Raw genomic sequence first — 22585 nt, 5'->3', positions numbered from 1 at the left:
CATGCACATCTACGACGCACGGTTCCCCGCGGCGCCCGGTGCCCGGCTGGTGCCGCCGGATGCGCTGGTGCCGGCCTATGCGGCCCTCCAGTCGCGGCTCGGCCTGCAACGCTGCGTCGTGGTCACGCCCTCGACCTACGGACAGGACAACCGCTGCACCGTCGAGGCGATCCGGGCGTTGAACGCCTCGGGTGTGCAGGCCCGCGGCATCGCGGTCCTGAGCGCCGATGTCGACGAGGCCACGCTCGCGAGCCTGCATGCCGAGGGCGTGCGCGGCGTGCGCTTCAACCAGACCCTGGGCGGCCTCTCGCTCGATGACCTGGAACCGCTTGCGGAACGCATCGCGCCCCTCGGGTGGCATGTCGAGCTGCTGCTGCCCGCGGCGCTCTGGCCGCAGGTCGCCACACGGTTGCAGCGGCTGCCCGTGCCCCTGGTGTTCGATCACCTGGGCCGGCTGCCCCATCCGGGGCGTGAGCACCCCGGGCATCACGCCATCCTGGCCTTGCTGGACACCGGGCGCGCCTGGGTCAAGCTGTCTGGCGCCTACCTGCAGGACGGCACCACCCCTGCGCAGTGGTCAGCCGATGCACAAGCCATGGCCAGGGCCTACCTGCATGTCGCCCCGCACCGCATGGTGTGGGGCAGCAACTGGCCTCACCCGACCGTGCACGCCGGCCTGCACGCCGCACCCGACGAAGCCGAGCTGCTGGCCCTGCTTCGCCGGTGGACCGCCGACGACGTGACGTGGCGGCGTGCGCTGGTCGACAACCCCACCGATCTCTACAACTTCTGACCGCCTCCCATGAACCCTCGCCTGCCCCTGCGCTTCGCCGCCGTCTTCGTCATGGCTATCTGTGCACCCGCGATCTCCATCGCGCAAGAGCCCTGGCCCGGACGCACCCTCAACTACGTCGTGCCCTATCCGCCGGGCGGCACCACCGACATCCTCGGGCGCACCATCGCCCAGCGCCTCGGCGAAGCCCTCAAGACGACGGTGATCGTCGACAACCGGGCCGGCGCCACCGGCACGATCGGCGGCGCCTTCGTGGCACGCGCGGCACCGGATGGCCAGACCGTGCTCGGCACCTCGATCGGCCCGCAGGCGATCGTCCCGCATCTGATGAAGCTGCCCTACGACCCGGCCAAGGCCTATGAGCCAGTGTCGCTGGTGGGCACGGTGCCGCACCTGCTGGTGGTCAACGCCGCCACCACGCCGTACACCTCGGTGGCGCAGCTCATCGCCGCTGCGAAGGAGAAACCGGGCAGCGTGGCCTTCGCCTCGGGCGGCAACGGCACCATCCTGCAGATGCAGGGCGAGCTCCTCCGGTTGCAGTCGCAGACCACGATGACCCACGTGCCGTACAAGGGCGACGTGCCGGCGCTGCAGGACGTGATCGGTGGCCAGGTGACCTTCATGTTCGCCCCCATCGCCGCCGCGCTTCCGCACGTGCAGTCCGGAAAGCTGCGCGCCCTGGCCGTCACGTCGGCGAGCCGGATGCCAGCCTTGCCCAGCGTGCCGACCATGACGGAAGCCGGCTTCAAGGATTTCGTCGTCGAGCAGTGGCAGGCGATCTATGTGCCGGCGAAGACACCCGCCGCCATCGTGCAGCGGCTGCACCAGGAGGTGAGCCGCATCCTCCAGGACCGCAGCGTCGCGGCCAGCTTCGAGAAGCTCGGCGTCACGGTCGTCGACGGCACGCCGGCGCAGCTGGCGCAGCGGCAGGCCGCCGACTCGCAGCGCTGGGCCGCCGTGATCCGCGACGCCGGCATCAAGCTCGACTGAAGCCCACGCCGCTTCGCTCGCCTGCCGCTCAGTCCGCAGAGGCGGAGCGCAGGAACAGTTCGACCAGCCGCTTCGCCGCCGGCGACAGGAAGCTGTTGGCCCGGTAGGTCACGACGAGCCGGCGCCGCATCGTGGCGCCGGTGATCGGCACTTCCTTCAGCCCGGGGATGCGGCTCGGCCCTTGCAGGTGGTGCCGCGAGATGAAGCTCAGCAGCCCCGTCTGCACGATCAGCGCGGGCAGGCTGATGAGGCTGGTCGTCTCCACCTGCACGTGGGGCCGCGGCAGGCCCTTGCGGTCGAAGGTGTGGTCCAGCCAGTCCCGCGTGGGCAACCCCGGCGGCTGTAGGGCCCATCGATACGCCACCAGGTCCTTGAGGCTCTTGGCCTTGCGGAACACCTCGTGGCGCTCGCTCGCGGCCACGACGATCATGTCCTCCAACAGCACCTGCGACACGTAGCCCGCATCGGGCGCGCTTTCGGTCGCCACCATCAGGTCGAGCTCGCCGGCGTGGAGCTGCGGCTTGAGCATGGCGATCAGCCCGACCACCGTGTGCAGCGTCACGTCGGGCGCTTCCTTCAGCAACTGGCGCGCGACCGCGGGCAGCAGGAACTGAGCCGCCGTCGGCACCACGCCCAGGCGCACATGCCCGGTCAGGCCGGCGCCGATCGACGACAACTCGCGCTTGGCGTCTTCCACATCGAAGCGCATGCGCTGCGCCCACTTGAGCAGCACGTGGCCCGCCTCGGTGAGCTTGATGCCGCGGCCGGCCTTCTCGAAGAGCGCGGCGCCGCAGGCGGTCTCCAGACGGCGGATGCTGCTGGTCAGGGCCGGCTGGGACCGGTGGAGCCGGGTGGACGCTCGACCCAGGTGCTGCAACTCGGCAATCGTCTCGAAGTAGCGCAGGTCTCGCAGATCCATTGCAAAAGCTCCATGAATGAATCAGAAGAAAGAATCGATTGGACTGTACATCTCGCGGCGCCAATACTGCAGGCAGATGATCACCCCGCCCCGACAGGAGGTGGTCCGGCTCGACACACACCAGGAGACATTCAATGCAAGCATCACGACGCCTCGTGCTGGCCTTCGCCGCCACGCTCATCTCCGGCAGCGCCCTGGCGCAGGCCTGGCCCTCCAAGCCCATCCGCATCGTGGTGCCCTTCCCTCCGGGCGGCGGCACCGACATCATTGCGCGCGAGACCAGCGAGCGTGTGTCCAAGGCCACCGGCTGGACCTTCGTGATCGACAACAAGCCCGGCGCCGGCGGCAACCTGGGCGTCGACAGCGTCGCCAAGTCGCCGGCCGATGGCTATACGCTGGTGCTCGGGCAGACCAGCAACCTGGCGATCAACCCCTCGCTGTACGCCAAGTTGCCGTACGACCCGCAGAAGGACCTGGTGCCGGTCGTGCTGATCGCGCAGGCGCCGCTCGTGCTCGTCACGGGCATCGGCTCCAAGTACAAGACGCTGGCCGACGTGACCGCCGCGGCCAAGGCCAAGCCGGGCCAGCTGAATTTCGCGTCGCCCGGCAACGGCACGGTGGCGCACCTGACCTCCGAGCTCTTCCAGAAGGCCGCCGGCATCAAGACGCAGCACGTGCCGTACAAGGGCGCCGCGCAGGCGCTGACCGACGTGGTGGGCGGCACGGTCGAGCTGTACATGTCGTCGGTGCCGACGCTGCTCGGGCAGATCAAGCAGGGCAAGCTGCGCGCGCTGGCGGTCACCTCCGCCGCGCGTGTGGACGACCTGCCGGACGTGCCCACCATCAACGAGTCGGGCTACAAGGGCTTCGACGCCGTCACGTGGTTCGGCCTGCTCGCGCCCGCTGGCACGCCCAAGGATGTGGTGGCCAAGGTGAATGCCGAGTTCAACAAGGCGCTCAAGGCCGCCGAGCTTCGCAAGCGACTCGGCGACGAAGGCGCCGACGCGGCCGGTGGCACGCCGGATGAGTTCGCCGCGCTGATCAAGACCGAGATCCCGCGCTGGGGCAAGGTCGTCAAGGATTCCGGCGCACGGATCGACTGACGCACGTTCCCCTTCTTTCCCCCGTTTCCCAAGGAGATTCTCATGAGTCAAGCCGCTGCATTGCCGGACGTGATCAAGGACATCGAGCGCGTCGACGCCGGTGTCGTGGAGCAGGCCGCGAAGTTCCCCTCGTCGATCTTTGCCGACGTGGCCGGCCGCCGCGGCGCGCTGCACGGCCGCATCTCGCCGCTCGCGCCGAGCATGCGGCTCGCGGGGCCTGCGGTGACGGTCGAGGTGCGCCCGGGCGACAACCTGATGATCCATGCGGCGCTCGCGCTCGCCAAGCCGGGCGACGTGATCGTCGTCGACGGCAAGGGCGACCTGAGCAGCGCCCTGATGGGCGAGATCATGTGCCAGCAGGCGGCCGCGCTGGGCATCGCAGGCGTCGTCATCGACGGCGCGGTGCGCGACAGCGAGGCCATCCGCGAACTGGGCTTCCCGATGTATGCCGCCGGCCTCAACCCCAACGGCCCGACCAAGTCGGTGGCCGGGCGTGTCAACCACCCGGTCTCGATCGGCGGCGTGACGGTGAACCCGGGTGACCTGGTGGTCGGCGATGCCGACGGCATCACCGTCATCGAGCGCCACAAGGCCGCTGCGATGCTGCCGCTGGCCGCCGAGAAGGTGGCCGCCGAGACGAAGCGCATCGCCGACATCAAGAGCCGCAAGGCCCTGCGCCCCGCCTGGCTGGACGGCGCCCTGCGGACGGCCGGCGTGCTGAAGGAAGGCGAATCGCTGTGAGCACCACCAAGCCCACCTTCCTCGTCACCGGCAACGACCTGGCCGAACAGGCCCTGGCCCTGCTCAAGGACTACACGCTGGTCTACGCCGGCAAGACGCCGACCGAAGACGACATCGTGTCGCTGTGCCGCCAGCACGACCCGGTGGCCATCATCGTGCGCTACGGCAAGGTCGGCGCCGCCGCGATGGACGCCGCCCCGAGCCTGAAGGTCATCTCCAAGCACGGCAGCGGCACCGACACCATCGACAAGGCCGCCGCCGCAGCACGCGGCATCCAGGTGGTGGCCGCGGCCGGCGCCAACGCGGCCGCCGTGGCGGAACACGCGCTGGCCTTGCTGCTGGCTTGCGCCAAGTCGGTCGTGGCGCTGAACGAGCGCATGCACGCCGGCCACTGGGACAAGTCGACCCACAAGAGCGTCGAGCTCGAGGGCCGCACCGTCGGCCTCGTCGGGCTCGGCGCGATCGGTCTGCGCTTCGCGCGCATGGCCGATGCGATGGGCATGCGCGTGCTGGGCCACGACCCCTATGCCAAGGAGGTGCCCGCGTACGTCGAACGTGCCGACCTGTCGACGATCTGGCGCGAGTCGGATGCGATCTCGCTGCACTGCCCGCTGACCGCCGACAACGCGAGGCTGCTCAACGCGCAAACGCTCGCGGCGTGCAAGAAGGGCGTCATCATCGTCAACACCGCACGCGGTGGCCTCATCGATGAAGCGGCGCTCTTGGCCGCCATCCGCAGCGGCCATGTCGCGAGCGCCGGCCTCGACAGCTTTGCGGTCGAGCCCATGACCGCCGGCCATCCGTTCCACGGCGAGGCGCGCATCACGCTCAGCCCGCACGTCGGCGGCGTCACCTCCGACGCCTACGTGAAGATGGGCGTGGCCGCCGCCCGCAACGCGCTCGCCGTGCTCAACGGCTGATCGCGCAGGAGAAGAACCATGAGACATCTCATCCGCCACATGCTGGCCGCCGTCGCCCTGGTGGTTTCCACCGCCGCCGCTGCACAAGCCTGGCCGGCCAAGCCGGTGCGCATCATCGTGCCGTACCCGCCCGGGGGCGCGGTCGACGTCGTCACGCGCAAGATGGCCGCCAAGCTGCAGGAGCAGACCGGACAGGCCTTCTTCGTCGAGAACAAGCCCGGCGCGGCCGGCACCATCGGCATCTCGGCGGCGTTGCAGGCGCCGGCCGACGGCTACACGCTGGTGGCGAACGACACCACCTACGCGCTGCTGCCGCACATCGTGCGCAAGCTGCCGTTCGACTACGACACGGCGCTCATCCCGGTCGGCGCCTACGTCTTCGCGCCCATGAGCGTGGTCGTGCGCGCCGAGTCGAAGTACAAGACGCTTGCCGAGCTGATCGGCACCGCGAAGGCCAGTGCCGGCCAGGTCAGCTACGGCACCGGCGGTGCCGGCTCGGCGCCGCACTTCGTGAGCGAGGCCCTGGGCATCGCGGCGGGCGCCAGGTTCATGCACGTCCCGTTCAAGGGCGCAGGCGAGGCCACGATGGCGGTGCTGTCGGGCACGGTCGACTTCCAGGTCGCGTCGACCCCTGGCGTGATGGGCCACGTGAAAGGCGGCAAGGCCCGGCTGCTGGCCGTGAGCGGCCCCAAGCGCCTCGCCCAGCTGCCCGACGTGCCCACGTTCAACGAGGCCGGCGTCAAGTTCGCCGGGCTCATGAACTTCACCGGCCTGTGGGCGCCCAAGGGCACGCCGCAGCCCGCGATCGACCGGCTGCAGAAGGAGATCGCCGTGGCGATGGCGTCGGCGGACATGAAGACGTTTGCCGATGGGCTCGCCTCCGAGCCGGGCCATTGGGACTCGGCGACGTTTGCAAAGGACCTGCGCGAGCGCACCGAGTTCTGGGGCAAGGTCGCGGCCAACACGGCGTTCGAGCGGCAATGATGTTCGTGCTGCAGGCGCCGCAGGTCCGCGAGACCGAGGTCTTCACCCGCCTGCCCGACCGCTTCCGGCGGACCGGCGTGCGCTCCGATTGGGCCGACGCCAACCGCGGCGGGCAGCCCACCGACTCGTTCCTCGAAGGCCCGGTCTTCGATGCCGCGGGCAACCTCTACGTGAGCGACATCCCCTTCGGTCGCATCTTCCGCATCGACCCGAAGGGCGATTGGGACCAGGTGGCCGAGTGGGCGGGTGAACCGAACGGCCTGAAGTGGCTCATCAGCGACCGCGAGCTGCTCGTCACCGACTACCGCAACGGCCTGATGGCGTGCGACGTGGTGACCGGTGCCGTGCGCCCCTACCTCGACCGGCGCAACAGCGAGCGCTTCAAGGGCGTGAACGACCTGGTGTTCGACTCGCAGGGCAACCTCTACTTCACCGACCAGGGCCAGACCGGCCTGCAAGACCCGACGGGGCGGCTCTACCGCCTGCGCCCCGACGGCCGCCTGGACCTGCTGCTCGCCAACGTGCCCAGCCCCAACGGCGTGGCCCTGTCGCCCGACGAGCGTGTGCTCTACCTGGGCGTGACGCGCGGCAACCAGGTGTGGCGCGTGCCGCTGCTGGACGACGGCAGCGTGTCCAAGGTCAGTGCCTTCTTCACGTCCTACGGGCCGAGCGGCCCCGACGGCCTCGCGGTCGACGAGACGGGCCGCGTGCTCGTGGCGAACCCGGGGCTCGGCGTGTGCTGGGTGCTCAGCCCGCGTGGCGAGCCGGAGCTGGTGTTGCGCAGTGCCGCCGGCGCGTCGTTGACCAACATCGCCTTTGGCGGGCCCGGGCGCAAGACGCTGTATTGCACCGAGTCCGTCAGCGGATCGGTCTTGCGTGCGACGCTGGAGGCCCCGGGCTTGCCGATCCACAAGGGTCCGGCCCCGGCCCTCAGCCGGTGACCGACTCCGCCATGTCCATGTCCTGCAGCGTCTTGATGAGGTGCTCGCCGAAGGTGTGCGCGATCACCGGCAGTTGACGGCCGCGCAGGCGGGCGAGCACCAGGCGGCCATGGGCCAGCTGCCGGTCCTCGATGCGCCGCGCCACGAGTTCGCCGCCGTCGGTGACCACGCCCACCGAGATCTGGAAGGTGATGGCCTGGCCGTGGTACAGGCAGCCGCGCAGGAACTCGAAGGAGTTGCTCTCCACCACCGGCTGAAGCTTCAGCGAGCTGCGCGCGAGGAAGCGCTCGATCAGCTGGCGACCGGCGATGTCGCGGTTCGGCATCACGAGCGGGTAGTTCGCGCAGTCGCGCAGGCGCACGCCGGGCTGGCCCGCCAGCGGGTGATCGCGGTGCATCACCGCCATGAGCTGCTGGTCGAACGCAGCCATCACGTCGATGTCGGTCTCCGGGTCGAGGTTGAAGACGAGCGCGAGGTCGGCGTCGTAGGCGCGCAGCGCCTGCAGCGCCTGGTAGTGGTCGCCGATGCGCACGGCGTACACCGCGAGCGGATGCGCCTCGCGGAAACGCGCGACCACGCCCGGCAGCAGCGCAGGCGCCAGCGCCTGGCTCGCCACGAGGCTCACGCGGCCCCTGCGCAGGCCCTTCAACTCCTCGATCTGTGAGCGCACCTCGTCGAGCTCCGCCGAACGAGCGCGGATGTAGCGCACGAAGAGCTCGCCCGCCGCGGTGAGCCGCATGCCGCGCGGCAGGCGCTCGAAGATCGGCGTGCCGAGTTCTTCCTCCAGGTCGAGCACACGGCGGTTCACCGCCGAGGGGTCGACGTGCAGCCGCTCGGCGGCCTGCCGGATGGAGCCGGAACGCGCGACCTCGTCGACATAGCTGAGGAATCGAAGGTGGTTCATGCGCCCACCCATGCAGGTTCGGTGCCATTGCGTTGCCGTATCGGCAACGGTCGAGGCGTGCCGCGCGCATTTTCCGCAACGGTGCACGCGCCACCGGCTTGTGCGCGACTGCGCGCTTTTGGCGCGTGTCGGCATGGGCTGCGAGGCTCGCGCCGGCGCCTTCGGCTCGACAACGACGTCTTCTGCATGACGCACGAGGCCATTCGACGCTCGCTGCGTTGAGGCGCGCCGCCCTATGACGAACCTGCATCCGTTGCCGTTTCGGCAACGCGTCGCCGCCAAAACAGCAGGACTCTCACACGCTTTCCGGCATGGGAGGTGCAACCGGCATCCGCAGCCGCCACCCCTGGAGATGCCATGTTCCGAGCTTTCTGTTCCACGCTGGTCTGCGCCGCGCTGCTGCTGTTGAACGGTACCGCCAGCGCGCAGGACACGCCCCCCATCAAGTTCGTGCTCGACTGGAAGTTCCAGGGCATCCACGCCTGGTACTTCCTCGCCAAGGAGCGCGGCTACTTCGCGCAGGAGAAGGTCGACGTGTCGTTCGACCAGGGCGACGGCTCGGCCAGCGCCGTGACGAAGGTGATGGCCGGCACCTACCAGGCCGCGTTCGGTGACCTCAACGCCATCGTGCAGAACGCCGCCGCCTCGCGACCCAACGTGCCGGTGATGGTCTACATGATCTACAACCGCGCGCCGTTCGCGATCATGACCAAGGCCTCAGGGCCGGTCCGTTCGCTGAAGGACCTCGAAGGCCGCAACGTCGGCTCGCCCGCCGGTGGCGCCGCGATGAAGATGTTCCCGGCGCTCGCCGAGCGCAGTGGCATCGAACCCACCAAGGTGAGCTGGACCAACATGGCGCCCAACCTGCAGGAGCAGATGCTGCTGCAGGGCCAGGTCGACGCGTCCGCAGTGTTCTCGGTCACCGCCTACATGAACCTCGTCGCGCAGCGCGTCGACCCCGAGAAGGACATCCGCTGGTTCCACTACGCCGACCACGGCATCGCGCTCTACGGCAACGGCGTGCTGGTCTCGCCGCAGCTGCTCAAGGACAAGCCCGACGCCGTGGCCGGCCTGGTGCGCGCCATCCACAAGGGCCTGCGCGACACCGTGGCCGACCCCGACGCCGCGATCGAGGCGCTCGCCAAGCAGGAGCCGCTGATCAACAAGGCGATCGAGAAACGCCGTCTGCTCTACGCGCTGCAGAACGTGGTGCTCACGCCGGAGGCCACGCGCCGCGGCGTGGGTGACGTGGACGACGAGCGCCTGCGCGTGGCCATCGCGCAAGTGAAAGACGCCTTCGACCTGCCGCGCGTGCCCGCGGGCAGCGAGGTGTTCGACCGCCGCTTCCTGCCCCCACTCGCCGACCGCCAGCTGCGCCTGAGCCTGAAATGAACGACAGCCTGCGCTTCGGCCCAGCCCCGCACAACGCGTGGACCTGGTCGCCCGACGGCGTGAGCCTCGTGCGCGAGGCCCGCGCGCCGCGCCCGGTGCGGCTTGCGACGCAGCACGACATGGTCGAGATCGACGTCGTGCGCAGCGCGCTGATCGTCGTCGACATGCAGAACGACTTCTGCCACCCCGAGGGCTGGTTCGGCCAGAAGGGCGTGTCGATGAAGGCGACGCGCAAGCCCATCCCGACGATCGCCGAGCTGCTGCCCGCGTGGCGCCACGCCGGCGGGCGGGTGGTGTGGCTCAACTGGGGCGTGCGCGCCGACACGTTGAACCTGAGCCCGCTGGTGCAGTTCAAGGCCTCGCGGCCCGGTGCCGACGGCCAGCCCGGTGTGGGCTATGCCGGTGTCTCGCCGCTCGACCATGGCCCGAGCCTCGTGCCCGGCTCGTGGGGCGCGCGCGTGGTCGACGAGCTGCCGGTGGACCCGGCCGACATCACCGTCCACAAGCACCGCCTGAGCGGCTTCTGGGACAACGAGCTCGACTCCATCCTGCGCCAGCAAGGCATCACCACCCTGCTCTTCGCCGGCGTCAACACCGACCGCTGCGTGTTCTCGACGCTGCAGGACGCCGCCTTCCTCGGCTACGACTGCGTGCTGCTGAAAGACGCCTGCGGCACGCCCTCGCCCGCGTACGTCACGCGGGCTATCCATTTCCTCGTCGAGAAGCTCCACGGCTTCGTGGCTTCCGCCGATTCGCTGATCCCCGCCCTCGTGCGCACCCCCAAGCCCTCTTCCCGAAAGGTCTCCCCATGAAACCTGTCCGCTGGCTGACCGCCCTTGCCACCGCCGCCGCGATGCTGCCCGCCATCGCCTTCGCCGACACGCCCATCAAGGTCGTGCTGAACTGGAAGTACCAGGGCCCGCAGGCCTGGTTCTTCGTCGCGCAGGACAAGGGCTACTTCAAGGCCGAGGGCCTCGACGTGACCATCGACCAGGGCGAGGGCTCGGCCGCGTCGATCACCAAGGTGGCCGCCGGCGCTTACCAGGCCGGCTTCGGCGACATCAACGCGGTGATCGACCTCGCGGCCAAGCGCCCGGCCGACGCACCGGTGGCCGTCTACATGCTCTACAACTCGCCGCCCTTCACCATCGTCGTGAAGAAGGACAGCCCGATCCGCACCCCGAAGGACCTGGAAGGCAAGACACTCGGCGCCCCCGCCAACGACGGCGCGCTCAAGCTCTTCCCCGCCTTCGCGAAGGCCGCGAAGGTCGACCCGACCAAGGTCTCGATCAGCAACATGGCGCCCAACCTGCGCGAGCAGATGCTGATGCGCGGCCAGGTCGACGGCATCTTCGGCTACATCAACACCATCGCCTTCAGCGCACGCCTCGTGGGCCTGGACCCCGAGAAGGACCTGCGCTTCATCAACTACGGCGACAACGGCCTCGACCTGTATTCCAACGCCGTGGTGTTCTCGCGCGCCTTCGTGAAGGAGAACCCCAAGGCCGTCGCCGGCTTCGTGAAGGCGCTGAACCGCGCGATCAACGACTCGCTCGCCAACCCCGAGATGGCGATGGACGCGGTGATGAAGCGCGAGCCGCTGCTCAAGCGCGACATCGAGCGCGACCGCCTCGCCGCCACGCTGAAAGACGAGATGAGCCACCCCGAGATCGCGCGCATCGGCCTCGGCGACATCGACCCCGCCCGCCTGACCCGCTCGATCGGCATCGTGGTCGAAGCCAACCAGCTCGCCCGCACGCCGACCGCCGCCGAGATCTTCGACCGCAGCTTCCTGCCGGCCCGCGCCGAGCGCGCCAGCAAGCTCTGAAAGGCACCCCACGATGAAATTGAACCTGACCGACAAGGTGGTCGTGATCACCGGCCCCGCCAAGGGCATGGGCCGCGCGGTGACGCTGGCCTTCGCCGAAGAAGGCTGCAAGCTCGTGCTGGCCGGCCGCGACACCGCCGCCATCGAGCCGGTGGCCGCCGAGGCGCGTGCGATGGGCGTGCCCGCCATCGTGGTGGCCTGCGACCTGACCGACGACACGCAGACCGAGGCCCTCGCCAAACACGCGCTGGAGGCCTTCGGCCGCATCGACGTGCTCGTCAACGTGGCCGGCGGCTCCGGCCCCATCGGCAAGACCGGCTGGGAGACGAGCGCGGCCGAGTTCAACGAGATCGTCGAGCTCAACATGACCGGCTGCTTCAACACCATGCATGCGGTGCTGCCGTCGATGGTCGCGCAGCGCAGCGGCAAGATCGTCAACGTGGGCGGCACCTTCGGCATGCGCGGCCGCGCCGGCCGCATGGCCTACTCGGCCTCGAAGTGGGGCCTGCGCGGCATCACCAAGAGCTTCGCGCTCGAGGCCGGCCCGCACAACATCAACGTCAACTGCGTCGCCCCCGGCATGGTCGACGGCCCGCGCTTCCGCGAGAAGGTCTGCGCCAACATGGCGAAGAAGCTGGGCATCACGCTCGAGGAGGCGATGGAACGCCACGCCGCCGATTACGCGCTCAAGCGTGTGTCGCAAGACGAAGACGTCGCCAACGCCTGCCTCTTCCTCGCGAGCGACGTCTCGCGCCAGATCACCGGCGTCGACCTCCCGGTCGATGGCGGCTGGGCCATGCTCTGAAGGAGACCACGACATGAGCCATGTGGACCTCGTCATCCGGGGCGGCAAGATCGTCTCGCCCGAACAGATCATCGACGCCTCGATCGCCATCGACGACGGCCGCATCGTCGCCATCGGCCACGACGACCTGATGCCCTCGGCCAAGGCGGAGCTGCGCGCCGACGGCCTGCACCTGCTGCCCGGCGCGATCGACAGCCATGTGCACTTCCGCGACCCGGGCTACCCGCACAAGGAGACCTGGAAGAGCGGCTCGGCCGCCGCGGCCTGCGGCGGTGTGACCACCGTGTTCGACATGCCCAACACCAAGCCGGCCACCGGCACGGTGGAGGCGCTGCAGATGAAGCTGCGCGCGGCCGAATCGTCGTACGTGGACTTCGGCATCCACGCGCTGCTGGGCGACGACACCATCGATTGCCTGGAGGACCTGCTCGACGCCGGCGCCACGAGCTTCAAGGCTTTCGTCGGCAACACCTTCGGCAACCTGCCTGCGCCCACCGACGGCGCGCTGCTCGAAGGCTTCGAGATCCTGGCGCCGCTGGGCATCCGCACCGTGGTGCATGCCGAGAACTCGTCGATCATGGCGCGCCGCCAGGCGAAGCTCGAAGCCGCTGGCCGGAATGACGCGTGGGCGCACCTCGCGTCGCGCCCGGCCGTCGCCGAGATCGAGGCCATCGGCCGGGTGCTGACGCTCGCCGAATGGACCGGCGCGCGTGTGCACATCGCCCACCACAGCGCGGCGGATTCGCTGTACGTGCTGCGTGATGCCAAGCGCCGCGGCGTCGACGTGACGGTGGAGACCTGCCCGCAGTACCTGCTGCTGCATACCGGCGACATGACGCGCCTGGGCGGCATCCTGCGCCTGAACCCGCCGATCCGCGAGCAGCGCCACCACCAGCCGCTTTGGGACGCGCTGATGGACGGCACCATCGACATGATCGCCACCGACCACGCGCCCCACACGCCGGAAGAGAAGACGCGCGAGAGCATCTGGGCCTGCGACTGCGGCTTCCCCGGCGTGGAGACGCAGATGTCGATCATGCTGACCGAGGTGAACCGCGCACGGGCCTCGCTGATGGACTACGTGAAGTGGAGCGCCGCGGCCCCCGCGAAGGCCTGGGGCCTGTACGGCGCCAAGGGCGTGCTCGCGCCCGGCGCCGATGCCGACATCGCCATCGTCGACATGAACGCGAAGGGCGTGCTGTCGCAGGGCAAGCTGCAGTCGATCAGCAAGATCTCGCCGTGGCACGGCCGCCCGGTGATGGGCCACCCGCTGCACACGCTGGTGCGCGGCCGCTTCGTGATGCGCGACGGCAAGCTCGTCACGGAGGCTGCCGGCTGGGGCAGGTCCATCAAGACCGTGCAGCGCATGCCGACGCCGCGCCCACGCAACACGGAGCACCGCATCACGGCAGTGCTGGCCACGCCCGAAGGTGCGCCGCGCGCCGACGTGGCGAAGTCGACGGCGGGAGACCTCGCATGAGTCATCAGACCGTCGGGGTGTTCCGGGTGCCGTGCCGTGGGCCGGGCGACCTGTCCGCGGTGCAGTCGCTGGTCGACGCGGGTCAGCTCGTGCCGGCCGAGATCGTCGCGGTGATGGGCAAGACCGAAGGCAACGGCTGCGTCAACGACCACACGCGTGAGTACGCGAGCATGGCGTGGTGCCACTGGCTGGCCAGTCAGCTCGGGTGTTCGCCGGCCGAGGCCGGCCAACGCGTGGCGCTGGTGATGTCGGGCGGCACTGAGGGCGTGCTGTCGCCACACTTCACTGTCTTCACACGCCGCTGGATCGCCGGCCCCGCGCCGGCCGGCCCCAAGCGGCTCGTGATCGGCACCGCGCAGACGCGCGACTTCGCCCCCCACGAGCTGGGCCGCGCCGCGCAGGTGGACGCCACGGCCGAGGCCGTGCGCGAGGCCATGCGCGAGGCCGGCATCGTGTCCATCGACGACGTGCACTTCGTGCAGGTCAAGTGCCCGCTGCTCACCTCCACCGCGGTGCAGCGCGCGGTCGACGCCGGCCGCGAGCCGGTCACGCGCGACACCTACGAGTCGATGGGCTACTCACGCGGCGCGTCGGCGCTGGGCATCGCGGTGGCACTGCGCGAGGTGCCGCGCGACGCCGTGACCGACGAGGTGGTGCTGCGCGACTACTCGCTGTACTCGGGCCGTGCATCGGCCTCGGCCGGCATCGAGCTCGACCACAACGTGGTGATCGTGCTGGGCGAAGCGGCGGGCGCCGGGTCGCCGTATCGCATCGCCCATGCGGTGATGAACGACGCGATCGACGGCCGGGCCGTGCAGGCGCTGCTCAGCGGCTTCGGCGAACCGGGCCGCCTGGTGAACCTGCTCGCCAAGGCCGAGGCGAGCCCCGATGGCCGCGTGCGCGGCGAGCGCCACACCATGCTCAACGACTCGGACATCAACGCCACGCGCCACGCCCGCGCGGCCGTGGGCGGCGTGCTGGCCTCGCTCGCTGGGCACACCGCGCTCTACGTGTCCGGCGGCGCCGAACACCAGGGCCCGGCCGGCGGCGGCCCGGTGGCCGCCATCCTTCACCTCGGAGAACCCGCATGAGCTCACCCATGATCGACCTCGCCGACGTCACCGTGCGCTACGGCGCCAAGGGCACGCTGGCCCTCTCGTCGACCGACCTGCGCATCGAGCAGGGCGAGTTCGTGGCGCTCGTGGGGCCGAGCGGCTGCGGCAAGTCCACCATCCTGAAGCTCGTGGCCGGGCTGCTGCAGCCCAGTTCCGGCGGGCTGATCGTGGCGGGCCGCGAGAGCCCGGCCGGCGCGGTGCGCATCGGCCTGGCGTTCCAGAACCCGACGATGATGCCGTGGCTCAACATCCGCGACAACGTGATGATGCCGCTCAAGATCGTCGAGCCCTTCCGGCAGGACTACGCGCGCAAGAAGCGCGGCGAGTTTGCCGAGCGGGCCGAGGCGCTGCTCGCGAAGGTGGGCCTGGCCGGCCTGGGCGACAAGCGGCCGTGGGAGCTCTCGGGCGGCATGCTGCAGCGCGCCTCGCTGTGCCGCGCGCTGATCCACGAGCCGCAATTGCTGCTGCTCGACGAACCCTTCGGCGCGCTCGACTCCTTCACCCGCGAGGAGCTGTGGGCGCTGACGCAGCAACTCTGGCTCGACACGAAGCCCACCGTGCTGCTCGTGACGCACGACCTGCGCGAAGCGGCCTACCTCGCCACGCGCATCTGCGTGATGACCTCGCGCCCCGGCCGCATCCTCGAAGACCGTGCGGTCGACTTCCCCCGGCCGCGCACGCTGGAGATGAGCTACGCACCGGAGTTCGCATCGCTGGTGCAGGCGCTGCGCATGCGCATCGCCGAGGCGCGCACGGCGCCGGTGGCGCTCGTTCCCACCCAACCCGAGAAGGTGGCCGCATGAACCCGCAGCTTCGCCAGCGCCTGCTGTCCGCTTCCGCCCTCGTGGGCTTCTTCGTGCTGTGGGAGGTGCTGTGCGCGGCGAGCGGCGTGTCCGACCTGATCCTGCCACGCCCCACGCAGATCGCTCACGTGCTCTACGAGAAGCTGCCGCTGCTGTGGCCGCACGCGGTGCAGACGCTCCACACCACGCTCGCGGGCTTTGGCCTCGGCGTCGTCATCGGCATCCTGCTCGGGCTGCTGATCGGCTCGTCGCGCACCGCGTACGACGTGGCCTACCCGCTGCTCGTCGGCTTCTCCAGCATCCCGAAGGTGGCGGTGGTTCCGATCTTCGTGGTGTGGTTCGGCTCGGGCACGGTGCCGGCCATCCTCACCTCGATGGTCATCAGCATCTTCCCCGTGGTGGTGAACGTGGCCACCGGCCTCGCCAACACCGAGCCCGAGCTGGAAGACGTGCTGAAGGTGCTGGGCGCGAAGAAGCGCGACATCCTGTGGAACGTGTCGCTGCCGCGTGCGCTGCCCTACCTCTTCGCCTCGCTGAAGATCGCGATCACGCTCGCCTTCGTGGGCACGGTGCTCGCCGAGACGGTGGCCTCGAACAAGGGCATCGGCAACCTGATGATGATCGCGAGCGGCAATTTCGACGTGCCGATGGTGTTCGCCGGCCTCGTGATCCTCGCGGTGCTGGGCGTCATCCTGTACGCCATCTCCTCCTGGGTGGAGCTGCGCATGACCGGCTGGGCGCAGCGCAAGAACGAGCTCGCGATGGGATGACGCGCACATGACCCCTGCCTTGAAGACCGTCGCCGTGTTCTGCGGCTCCAACTTCGGCGCCTCGCCCGCCTACGCCGAGGCCGCCGCCGCGCTCGGCCGCACGCTCGCCGAGCGGGGCATCGGCCTCGTCTACGGCGGCACCCACAAGGGCCTGATGGGTGTGGTGGCCGATTCCGTGCTCGGCGCGGGCGGCCGCGTCACCGGCGTGATCAACCAGCGCCTCTTCGACCGCGGCCACCTGCACCCGAAGCTCACCATGCACGAAGTGGCCGCCACCATGCGCGAGCGCAAGGCCCGCATGGCCGAGCTGGCCGACGCGTTCATCGCACTGCCCGGTGGCCTGGGCACGCTCGAAGAGCTGCTCGAGGCCGCCACGCTCACCCAGCTTGGCGACCACGTGAAGGCCTGCGGCGTGCTCAACACCCGCGGCTTCTACGAGCCGCTGCGCGCGCTGCTCGCCACCGCGGCCGAAGAAGGCTTCCTGAAGCCCGAGCACCGCGACATGATGGTGATCGACCCCGACCCCGCCGCCTTGCTCGACGCGCTCGCCGCCTGGCAGGCGCCCACTGTCACCAAGTGGATCGGGCAACCCGGTTCCTGAAAGAGCGCCACATGACACGTCTCCACATCACCGCCGCCGGCCACCGCTTCGTCGCCGAGACCCACCCCGATGCGCCCAAGACCGTCGCCGCCTTCCTGAAGCTGCTGCCCTACAAACAGAAGCTGATCCACGTGCGCTGGAGCGGCGAGGGCTGCTGGATCCCGATGGGCGACTTCGAGCTCGGCGTGGGCTACGAGAACCACACCAGCCACCCCTCGGTGGGCGACATCCTGTTCTACCCGGGTGGCTACAGCGAGACCGAGATCATCCTGGCCTACGGCAGCTGCAGCTTCTCCAGCAAGATGGGGCAGCTCGCCGGCAACCACTTCCTCACCATCGTCGAGGGCAAGGAAAACCTGCGCGCGCTCGGCGTGAAGACGCTGTGGGAAGGCGCGCAGGACGTGGAGTTCTCTCTGTGAAGGGACGCCTGCTCATCGAGGGCGGCCTCGTGGTGGCCGACGCGGCGAGCACGCCGCGCCATGCCGACGTCCTCATCGAAGACGGCCTCATCGCCGCCCTCACCGCCCCGGGCGCATCGGGTGTCGACGCGGCCGTGCCCCGGCTCGATGCCGCCGACCGCATCGTGATGCCCGGCCTCGTCAACGGCCACACGCACGCGCACGGCGGCCTCGGCCGCGGCGCGGTGGAGGATGTGGCGCTCGAAGGCTTCCTCGCCGCGTCGCCCTCCATCAACGGGCAGCGCGGCCTCGACGACCTCGCGCTGAGCGCCACGCTGACCGGCGTGGAGCTGCTGCGCAAGGGCTGCACCGCGCTCTTCGACATGACCACGCAGTTCCCATTCCCCACCGTGGACGGGCTGCACGCCGTGGCCGGCGCCTACGCACGCCTCGGCATCCGCGCGGTGGTGTCGCCGATGCTGGCCGACCACACGCTGTACCAGGCCTACCCCGAGCTGCTGGCCACGCTGCCCGACCCCTTGCGCGCCGGTGCCGCCGCACTCAAGGCCGCATCACCGGCCGACAACCTGGCCGCGGTGGAAGCCGCCGCGCGCGACTGGCCCTTCGACCCGGCCCGCGTGCGCCTGGGCATCGCGCCCACGATCCCGCTGCACTGCTCCGACGACTTCATGCGCGGCTGCGCACGCCTCTCGCACACCTTTGGCCTACCGATGCAGACGCACCTGGCCGAAAGCAAGATGCAGGCGGTGTTCGGCGAACAGCGCTACGGCAAGAGCCTCGTCGCCCACCTCGCCGACATCGGCCTGCTCGGCCCACGCCTGAGCACCGCCCACGCCATCTGGATCGGCGACGACGACATCGAGCGGCTCGCCAAGGCCGGCGTCACCGCCATCCACAACCCACTGAGCAACCTGCGCCTAGGCTCCGGCATCGCGCCGGTGCGGCGCATGCTCCAACGTGGGCTGCGCGTGGGCGTGGGCAGCGATGGCGCGAACACGTCGGACACGCAAAACCTCTTCGAGGCCACGCGCCTGGCGGCCTTCCTCTCGCGCGTGATGAGCCCCGACGAGAGCCGCTGGATCGACGCTGCCGAGGCCTTGCACATGGCGACCGTTGGCAGCGCCCATGCGCTCGGCTGGGGTGATCGCCTCGGCCGCATCGAAGCGGGCCGCGAGGCCGACCTGGTGCTGCTCGACCTGTCGCAACCCATCTACGTGCCGCTGCGCCACGTGGTGCGCCAGATGGTGCATGGGGAAAACGGCGCGGCGGTGGACCGCGTGCTCGTCGGCGGCGAGGTGGTCGTTGCCGGCGGCAAGGTGCTGACGGTCGACGAAGCGGCGCTGCGCCGGCAGGCCCAGGCCGCAGCCGAGCGGCTGGATGCGCTCAATGCAGAGGGGCGGCACCTGGCGCAGGCGATGCGGCCCTGGGTCAGCTCGTTCTGCTGTGGGGTCGGCAAGTCGCCGTTCCACCTACATGGCGGACGGCCGGGCTGATGCCGCAGACGCCCCCGAAGCTCAGTCGGCGGGAACCTGGTTGCCGGCGCCGCCACCATCTCCCGCATCGCCGTCACGCAGCAACAGCGTCACCAGGACCGCTGAATCGGCACGGGCGCTGAGCGAGTGCTTCTGCTGCGCCGGCAGCACGACCAGCTGACCGGGCCCGAGCCTTCGTGTGCCGCCGGGCATGCGGACTTCCACATCGCCTTCGAGGCAGTGGATGGTGCACTCGTCGTCGACGTGATGCTCCGGCTGGTCGCGCCGGGCCGGCAGCACGAGGTGCAGCAACTGCAGCCGCCGGGTCTTCAACAGGCTGGTGCTGACGGAATCTTTCAACGCCGCGCCGAGGGGCGCGACGCCGATCACGTCGAGAGGTTGGGCGTGGGGCAATGCCATGGCTGCACTGCCCGCACTCAACGTGGCGTGGTCCGAGTGGCGCGGCCGGGCACGGCGGCGGCCACCTTGCGTGCACGGTAGTGGTTGTAGACCTTCTTGGCGAGGCCCGAGGTGATGGCGAAGACGATGAGTTTGCGCAGCAGCATGGCGTGGCTCCTGAAGTGGAATGCCGACGCTAACCGAGGCGCCGTGTCGCAGGCATCAGGGGCAGGCGCGACCGGCGGTAGGCCCGGACCTACAGCCGCCGAGACTCAAGGACTTCGAGCCTCCAGCTGTCGGCCGTCTCGGGCGTGCCGCGCGCCTGCTCCTCGCACCGGGTGGGGGTGGGCGGCGTCACGGCGTCTTCTTCCCGCGCCGGGGCCTGACGGGCGTCATGGCGACGCTGCGCCAGCACCATCATCGTCGCGAAGGTGAACGGCTTCCTGGGCTGGCTCATCTGCTCACCCCGCCCTGTCGGCCTGGCGCCTGCAGCCCTAGGCCGCCCGCATGGCGCGCAGCCCATGCTCGCGCGACACCACGGGCCGGTAGCCCAGCTCACGCTGCGCCTTGGCGATGTCGACCGTGAAGGGCGCGCCGATCAACCTGAGCATCTGGCGCGTGATCGGCGGCTCGCCCTGGCGGGAGAAGGTGCGCCACACCCACTCCATCACGCTCGCCATGACCCAGGCCACCGGCAAGGGGGCCGAGGCTTTGGGCGGCGCGATGCCGCGCGTCTGCAAGAGACCGGAGATCACCTCCTTGAGCGTGCTGTCGGCGCCGTCGCTCACGAAATAGGCCTCGCCGCCGCGGCCCTTGTGCACCGCCAGTTCGAGCGCGTGGCAGACGTTGTCGACATGGGCCGTGGACATGGCCTGAGAGCCATCGCCGACCCAGCGGAATTGCCCGGCCTTCACCGTCTCGACCATGTGCGCCAGCGTCGGCATGCCCGCACCCCAGATCATGGGCGGGCGCACCACCACCGTCTCGAACACGCCGGGCCGGTTGGCGCCCAGCACGAGCGACTCGCTCCTCGCCTTCGACGCGCTGTAAGGCGCCCAGGCGCGCTCGTGGCGCGGCAGCGATTCGTTGGCGCGCAGCATCGGCGCCATGTCACCCATCACCACGGCCGCCGCGCCGAGCTGCACGAAGCGCTTGACCGAAGCGCTCTGTGCCGCCTGCAACAGCACCGCCGTGCCGTCGACGTTGGACCGCTCGAACTCGGCCGGGTCGCCCCAGAGCTTGAAGTGCGCCGCGACGTGGAAGACCGCGTCGCACCCTGCGCAGGCCTGCGCCAGCGAGGCTGCATCGTCGAGCGAGCCACGCACCGGCTGCGCACCCCGCCTGCCTACAATCCGGGCCGCCTCTTCACTGCGTGCCAGTGCTCGTACGTGCCACCCTTGGGCGACCAGTCGTTCCACCAAGCGGCCACCCACGAAACCTGATCCACCCGTCACGAGGCATGTCGTCGTCATCTGTCGCTCCTATATCACCGATATACGAATAGTATGTCGAAGGCATAGTGCTGTCAAGGACCGGCGCTTTTCGTTTTTTCGAGGACAGGCATGGACACTGGAACGGCAATACTCGACGCAGCCTCGGCCCTGCTCGAAGCGCACGGCCCCGCCGGGCTGACGACGCGCGCCATCTGCGACGCCGCCGGCATCAAGTCGCCCACGCTCTACCACCACTTCGGCGACAAGGACGGGCTGGAGCGCGCCCTCATCCAGCGCGGCATGGCCGACTTCATGCGGCGCAAGCAGCAGGCGATCGCGTCGGACGACCCGCTGGACCAGCTGCGCGCCGGGTGGGACATCGCGCTCGAATTCGCGCTCAAGCGCCCGGCCCTCTACGCGCTGCTGGCCCACCACGCCCGCCTGGAGCCGGCCCTGCTGGAAGACGCCTACGCCGTGATGCAGGCGCGGGTGCAACGCCTGGTCGACATGGGCCGGCTGCGCGGGCCTGTGGAGGCGACGGCGCGCACCATCTGGGCGGCCTCGCAAGGCGCGCTCTCGCTGGTGCACCGCGGCTTGCCGCGCAAGGAGATCGAAGCGACGAGCAACGTGCTCTTCGAGGCGGTGATCCGCGCGCTGGCGCAGGCACAGGGCGGTGTCGGCCCTTAGCAGCGCCTCACCAGTTCCATCACCGCCTCCAACGGGAGCGGCTGCGTCACCGGCTGCCAGCAGTTCTGCTCCGAGCGGGCTTGGTCACCCCGCATGACGTGGCGGCGGCTGTCCATCGGCCGGAGGCAGTAAACAGACCCCGCCTCGCCGTGCCACAGCCCGCCGTTGGCGTTGCACGTCTTGCACGGCCCATGCGATCGAACTTTGCTCGGGTTGCCCATGCCGACATCTTGGCGCGGACCTGGCTCACCACGCGAGCCGGTCGGGCTTTCTGGGCACCGGCTAGAGTTTCCGGATGTGCTCGAACTACCGCCCGGTCACGCGGATGGATCGCATGCTCTCCTTCTTTGGGGTGGAGATTCCTGCGAATCAGCACGAGCGGGATGTGTTCCCGACCGGTGAGGCGCCCTTCATCCGGCTGCAGGTCGAGGGGCAGGAAGGCGGGCGGCCGGCGCTCGTGGCAGACGATGGTGTGTTCGGCCTCCTGCCCGCCTTCGCGACGGAGGTGAAGTACGGCCTTCGCACCTACAACGCGCGCAGCGAGACCGTGGCCACGCTGAAGAGCTTCAAGCCGGCGTGGAGCACGGCCCAGCGCTGCATCATCCCGGCCGAAGCGATCTACGAGCCGCGCTACTTTGGCACCGTCGAGAAGCCCGGCAAGTCGGTGCGCTATCGCATCAGCCAGCCGGGTGACGTGCCGCTGGGCATCGCGGGCATCTACCAGCGCTGGAAAGAACCGCGTGGCGACAAGTCGTTCTTCACGTTCACCATGCTCACGGTGAACGCGGACGGGCACCCGTTCATGCAGGACTACCAGAAGCCGGGCGATGAGAAACGCATGGTGGTCATCCTCGATCCGAAGGACTACATGGCCTGGCTCAGCTGCCCGATTGACGATGCGCCGAAGTTCTTCAGGGCGTGGATGGGTGTACTTGTGGGTGAGCCTGCGCCGCTTGCGCGAGGGGTCAAGACGGCACCACCGCCACCGCCTCAACAAGAGCTGTTCTAGCGGCCCAGTGTGAGTCCCTTAGTTGCGGCCGACTCAGCATCTGTGTCGACGGCTGGTGTGCAGCGGTTGCAGTCCTC

At 69.6% G+C, this 22585-nt stretch carries 26 protein-coding genes; 20 read left to right on the top strand and 6 right to left on the bottom strand.

The genetic code is table 11. The annotated features are described in order from the left end of the window. Position 1 precedes the first annotated feature (1 nt). Together JI745_RS23305 and JI745_RS23300 are read left to right on the top strand one after the other, a co-directional pair. A complete protein-coding gene (locus tag JI745_RS23305) occupies positions 2-793 on the top strand; it encodes an amidohydrolase (RefSeq protein ID WP_201812194.1) in 792 nt (263 codons plus the stop codon). Between the two features lie 51 nt (positions 794-844). Continuing rightward, positions 845-1783, top strand: a complete 939-nt coding sequence (locus tag JI745_RS23300) for a Bug family tripartite tricarboxylate transporter substrate binding protein (protein ID WP_404932854.1) — start codon at positions 845-847, stop codon at positions 1781-1783. A 28-nt stretch (positions 1784-1811) separates the two neighbouring features. Here the strand turns inward: JI745_RS23300 and JI745_RS23295 are convergent, their stop codons facing one another. Beyond that, positions 1812-2702, bottom strand: coding sequence for a LysR substrate-binding domain-containing protein (locus JI745_RS23295; RefSeq protein WP_201812192.1), 891 nt, complete (start codon positions 2700-2702; stop codon positions 1812-1814). Positions 2703-2836: 134 nt separating this feature from the next. Here JI745_RS23295 and JI745_RS23290 point away from each other — a divergent pair, with 134 nt between their 5' ends. From JI745_RS23290 to JI745_RS23270, 5 genes are read left to right on the top strand one after another with little or no spacing between them, the layout of a single operon-like run. Continuing rightward, positions 2837-3805, top strand: coding sequence for a tripartite tricarboxylate transporter substrate binding protein (locus tag JI745_RS23290; RefSeq protein WP_201812191.1), 969 nt, complete (start codon positions 2837-2839; stop codon positions 3803-3805). 42 nt (positions 3806-3847) lie between these two features. After that, positions 3848-4546, top strand: coding sequence for an RraA family protein (locus JI745_RS23285; protein ID WP_201812190.1), 699 nt, complete (start codon positions 3848-3850; stop codon positions 4544-4546). Next, positions 4543-5466: an NAD(P)-dependent oxidoreductase gene (locus JI745_RS23280; RefSeq protein ID WP_201812189.1), complete on the top strand. Its 924-nt coding sequence runs from the start codon at positions 4543-4545 to the stop codon at positions 5464-5466. The genes JI745_RS23285 and JI745_RS23280 overlap by 4 nt, the downstream gene beginning before the upstream one ends. Positions 5467-5484: 18 nt before the next feature. Further along, on the top strand, positions 5485-6450 hold the full coding sequence (locus tag JI745_RS23275) for a tripartite tricarboxylate transporter substrate binding protein (protein ID WP_201812188.1): 966 nt from the start codon (positions 5485-5487) through the stop codon (positions 6448-6450). Then, the gene (locus tag JI745_RS23270) at positions 6450-7391 is read left to right on the top strand and encodes an SMP-30/gluconolactonase/LRE family protein (protein WP_201812766.1); all 942 of its coding nucleotides are present in this window, start codon (positions 6450-6452) and stop codon (positions 7389-7391) included. The genes JI745_RS23275 and JI745_RS23270 overlap by 1 nt, the downstream gene beginning before the upstream one ends. On the opposite strand, the gene JI745_RS23265 is transcribed toward JI745_RS23270, so the two are convergent. Beyond that, positions 7381-8295, bottom strand: a complete 915-nt coding sequence (locus tag JI745_RS23265) for a LysR family transcriptional regulator (protein WP_201812187.1) — start codon at positions 8293-8295, stop codon at positions 7381-7383. The two genes, JI745_RS23270 and JI745_RS23265, sit on opposite strands and share 11 nt — an antisense overlap. Positions 8296-8652: 357 nt before the next feature. On the opposite strand from JI745_RS23265, the gene JI745_RS23260 reads away from it, so the two are divergent. From JI745_RS23260 to JI745_RS23210, 11 genes are read left to right on the top strand one after another with little or no spacing between them, the layout of a single operon-like run. Then, positions 8653-9687, top strand: a complete 1035-nt coding sequence (locus JI745_RS23260) for an ABC transporter substrate-binding protein (protein ID WP_201812186.1) — start codon at positions 8653-8655, stop codon at positions 9685-9687. Beyond that, a complete protein-coding gene (locus tag JI745_RS23255) occupies positions 9684-10499 on the top strand; it encodes a cysteine hydrolase family protein (protein WP_201812185.1) in 816 nt (271 codons plus the stop codon). Before JI745_RS23260 ends, JI745_RS23255 begins: the two co-directional genes overlap by 4 nt. After that, entirely contained in the window at positions 10496-11515 is a 1020-nt protein-coding gene (locus tag JI745_RS23250; RefSeq protein ID WP_201812184.1) for an ABC transporter substrate-binding protein, read from the top strand. Before JI745_RS23255 ends, JI745_RS23250 begins: the two co-directional genes overlap by 4 nt. A gap of 13 nt (positions 11516-11528) precedes the next feature. Further along, the gene (locus tag JI745_RS23245; protein WP_201812183.1) at positions 11529-12320 is read left to right on the top strand and encodes an SDR family NAD(P)-dependent oxidoreductase; all 792 of its coding nucleotides are present in this window, start codon (positions 11529-11531) and stop codon (positions 12318-12320) included. Positions 12321-12333: 13 nt separating this feature from the next. Continuing rightward, a complete protein-coding gene (gene allB / locus JI745_RS23240; protein WP_201812182.1) occupies positions 12334-13800 on the top strand; it encodes an allantoinase AllB in 1467 nt (488 codons plus the stop codon). Next, on the top strand, positions 13797-14891 hold the full coding sequence (locus JI745_RS23235; RefSeq protein ID WP_201812181.1) for a ring-opening amidohydrolase: 1095 nt from the start codon (positions 13797-13799) through the stop codon (positions 14889-14891). The genes allB and JI745_RS23235 overlap by 4 nt, the downstream gene beginning before the upstream one ends. Continuing rightward, complete coding sequence (locus JI745_RS23230) at positions 14888-15718, top strand: ABC transporter ATP-binding protein (protein WP_201812180.1); 831 nt, start codon at positions 14888-14890, stop codon at positions 15716-15718. The genes JI745_RS23235 and JI745_RS23230 overlap by 4 nt, the downstream gene beginning before the upstream one ends. Next, on the top strand, positions 15715-16488 hold the full coding sequence (locus JI745_RS23225; RefSeq protein ID WP_201812179.1) for an ABC transporter permease: 774 nt from the start codon (positions 15715-15717) through the stop codon (positions 16486-16488). The genes JI745_RS23230 and JI745_RS23225 overlap by 4 nt, the downstream gene beginning before the upstream one ends. Positions 16489-16495: 7 nt before the next feature. Continuing rightward, positions 16496-17089, top strand: coding sequence for a TIGR00730 family Rossman fold protein (locus tag JI745_RS23220; protein ID WP_201812178.1), 594 nt, complete (start codon positions 16496-16498; stop codon positions 17087-17089). Between the two features lie 11 nt (positions 17090-17100). Beyond that, positions 17101-17508 (top strand): DUF3830 family protein, encoded by a 408-nt coding sequence (locus tag JI745_RS23215; RefSeq protein WP_201812177.1) that lies wholly within the window; start codon positions 17101-17103, stop codon positions 17506-17508. Continuing rightward, on the top strand, positions 17505-19001 hold the full coding sequence (locus JI745_RS23210; protein WP_201812176.1) for an amidohydrolase family protein: 1497 nt from the start codon (positions 17505-17507) through the stop codon (positions 18999-19001). The genes JI745_RS23215 and JI745_RS23210 overlap by 4 nt, the downstream gene beginning before the upstream one ends. 21 nt (positions 19002-19022) lie before the next feature. On the opposite strand, the gene JI745_RS23205 is transcribed toward JI745_RS23210, so the two are convergent. From JI745_RS23205 to JI745_RS23195, 4 genes are all read right to left on the bottom strand, one after another. Then, positions 19023-19400, bottom strand: coding sequence for a cupin domain-containing protein (locus JI745_RS23205; protein ID WP_201812175.1), 378 nt, complete (start codon positions 19398-19400; stop codon positions 19023-19025). Between the two features lie 17 nt (positions 19401-19417). Continuing rightward, complete coding sequence (locus tag JI745_RS26670) at positions 19418-19546, bottom strand: hypothetical protein (RefSeq protein ID WP_255545727.1); 129 nt, start codon at positions 19544-19546, stop codon at positions 19418-19420. Between the two features lie 89 nt (positions 19547-19635). After that, entirely contained in the window at positions 19636-19836 is a 201-nt protein-coding gene (locus tag JI745_RS23200; RefSeq protein WP_201812174.1) for a hypothetical protein, read from the bottom strand. Between the two features lie 37 nt (positions 19837-19873). Then, complete coding sequence (locus JI745_RS23195) at positions 19874-20851, bottom strand: NAD-dependent epimerase/dehydratase family protein (RefSeq protein WP_201812173.1); 978 nt, start codon at positions 20849-20851, stop codon at positions 19874-19876. A gap of 90 nt (positions 20852-20941) precedes the next feature. Here JI745_RS23195 and JI745_RS23190 point away from each other — a divergent pair, with 90 nt between their 5' ends. Both JI745_RS23190 and JI745_RS23185 read left to right on the top strand, forming a co-directional pair. After that, on the top strand, positions 20942-21499 hold the full coding sequence (locus JI745_RS23190; RefSeq protein ID WP_201812172.1) for a TetR/AcrR family transcriptional regulator: 558 nt from the start codon (positions 20942-20944) through the stop codon (positions 21497-21499). A gap of 295 nt (positions 21500-21794) precedes the next feature. Then, positions 21795-22508: an SOS response-associated peptidase gene (locus JI745_RS23185; protein ID WP_255545726.1), complete on the top strand. Its 714-nt coding sequence runs from the start codon at positions 21795-21797 to the stop codon at positions 22506-22508. Positions 22509-22585: the final 77 nt, after the last annotated feature.

Source organism: Piscinibacter sp. HJYY11, from assembly GCF_016735515.1.
GTDB lineage: Bacteria > Pseudomonadota > Gammaproteobacteria > Burkholderiales > Burkholderiaceae_C > Rhizobacter.
Note: the sequence above shows the minus strand (reverse complement) of the source record. Positions and strands in the feature narration are given on the sequence as shown.

Bases quoted from the DNA above. Each gene is read 5' to 3' on its own strand.
- JI745_RS23295 (WP_201812192.1), bottom strand. From the start codon at position 2,702: ATGGATCTGCGAGACCTGCGCTACTTCGAGACGATTGCCGAGTTGCAG.
- JI745_RS23285 (WP_201812190.1), top strand. From the start codon at position 3,848: ATGAGTCAAGCCGCTGCATTGCCGGACGTGATCAAGGACATCGAGCGC.
- JI745_RS23300 (WP_404932854.1), top strand. From the start codon at position 845: ATGGCTATCTGTGCACCCGCGATCTCCATCGCGCAAGAGCCCTGGCCC.
- JI745_RS23205 (WP_201812175.1), bottom strand. From the start codon at position 19,400: ATGGCATTGCCCCACGCCCAACCTCTCGACGTGATCGGCGTCGCGCCC.
- JI745_RS23255 (WP_201812185.1), top strand. From the start codon at position 9,684: ATGAACGACAGCCTGCGCTTCGGCCCAGCCCCGCACAACGCGTGGACC.
- JI745_RS23305 (WP_201812194.1), top strand. From the start codon at position 2: ATGCACATCTACGACGCACGGTTCCCCGCGGCGCCCGGTGCCCGGCTG.
- JI745_RS23235 (WP_201812181.1), top strand. From the start codon at position 13,797: ATGAGTCATCAGACCGTCGGGGTGTTCCGGGTGCCGTGCCGTGGGCCG.
- JI745_RS23195 (WP_201812173.1), bottom strand. From the start codon at position 20,851: ATGACGACGACATGCCTCGTGACGGGTGGATCAGGTTTCGTGGGTGGC.
- JI745_RS23270 (WP_201812766.1), top strand. From the start codon at position 6,450: ATGTTCGTGCTGCAGGCGCCGCAGGTCCGCGAGACCGAGGTCTTCACC.
- JI745_RS23230 (WP_201812180.1), top strand. From the start codon at position 14,888: ATGAGCTCACCCATGATCGACCTCGCCGACGTCACCGTGCGCTACGGC.
- JI745_RS23225 (WP_201812179.1), top strand. From the start codon at position 15,715: ATGAACCCGCAGCTTCGCCAGCGCCTGCTGTCCGCTTCCGCCCTCGTG.
- JI745_RS23220 (WP_201812178.1), top strand. From the start codon at position 16,496: ATGACCCCTGCCTTGAAGACCGTCGCCGTGTTCTGCGGCTCCAACTTC.
- JI745_RS23290 (WP_201812191.1), top strand. From the start codon at position 2,837: ATGCAAGCATCACGACGCCTCGTGCTGGCCTTCGCCGCCACGCTCATC.
- JI745_RS23250 (WP_201812184.1), top strand. From the start codon at position 10,496: ATGAAACCTGTCCGCTGGCTGACCGCCCTTGCCACCGCCGCCGCGATG.
- JI745_RS23265 (WP_201812187.1), bottom strand. From the start codon at position 8,295: ATGAACCACCTTCGATTCCTCAGCTATGTCGACGAGGTCGCGCGTTCC.
- JI745_RS23190 (WP_201812172.1), top strand. From the start codon at position 20,942: ATGGACACTGGAACGGCAATACTCGACGCAGCCTCGGCCCTGCTCGAA.
- JI745_RS23200 (WP_201812174.1), bottom strand. From the start codon at position 19,836: ATGAGCCAGCCCAGGAAGCCGTTCACCTTCGCGACGATGATGGTGCTG.
- JI745_RS23260 (WP_201812186.1), top strand. From the start codon at position 8,653: ATGTTCCGAGCTTTCTGTTCCACGCTGGTCTGCGCCGCGCTGCTGCTG.
- JI745_RS23275 (WP_201812188.1), top strand. From the start codon at position 5,485: ATGAGACATCTCATCCGCCACATGCTGGCCGCCGTCGCCCTGGTGGTT.
- JI745_RS23245 (WP_201812183.1), top strand. From the start codon at position 11,529: ATGAAATTGAACCTGACCGACAAGGTGGTCGTGATCACCGGCCCCGCC.
- JI745_RS23215 (WP_201812177.1), top strand. From the start codon at position 17,101: ATGACACGTCTCCACATCACCGCCGCCGGCCACCGCTTCGTCGCCGAG.
- allB (WP_201812182.1), top strand. From the start codon at position 12,334: ATGAGCCATGTGGACCTCGTCATCCGGGGCGGCAAGATCGTCTCGCCC.
- JI745_RS26670 (WP_255545727.1), bottom strand. From the start codon at position 19,546: ATGCTGCTGCGCAAACTCATCGTCTTCGCCATCACCTCGGGCCTCGCC.
- JI745_RS23185 (WP_255545726.1), top strand. From the start codon at position 21,795: ATGTGCTCGAACTACCGCCCGGTCACGCGGATGGATCGCATGCTCTCC.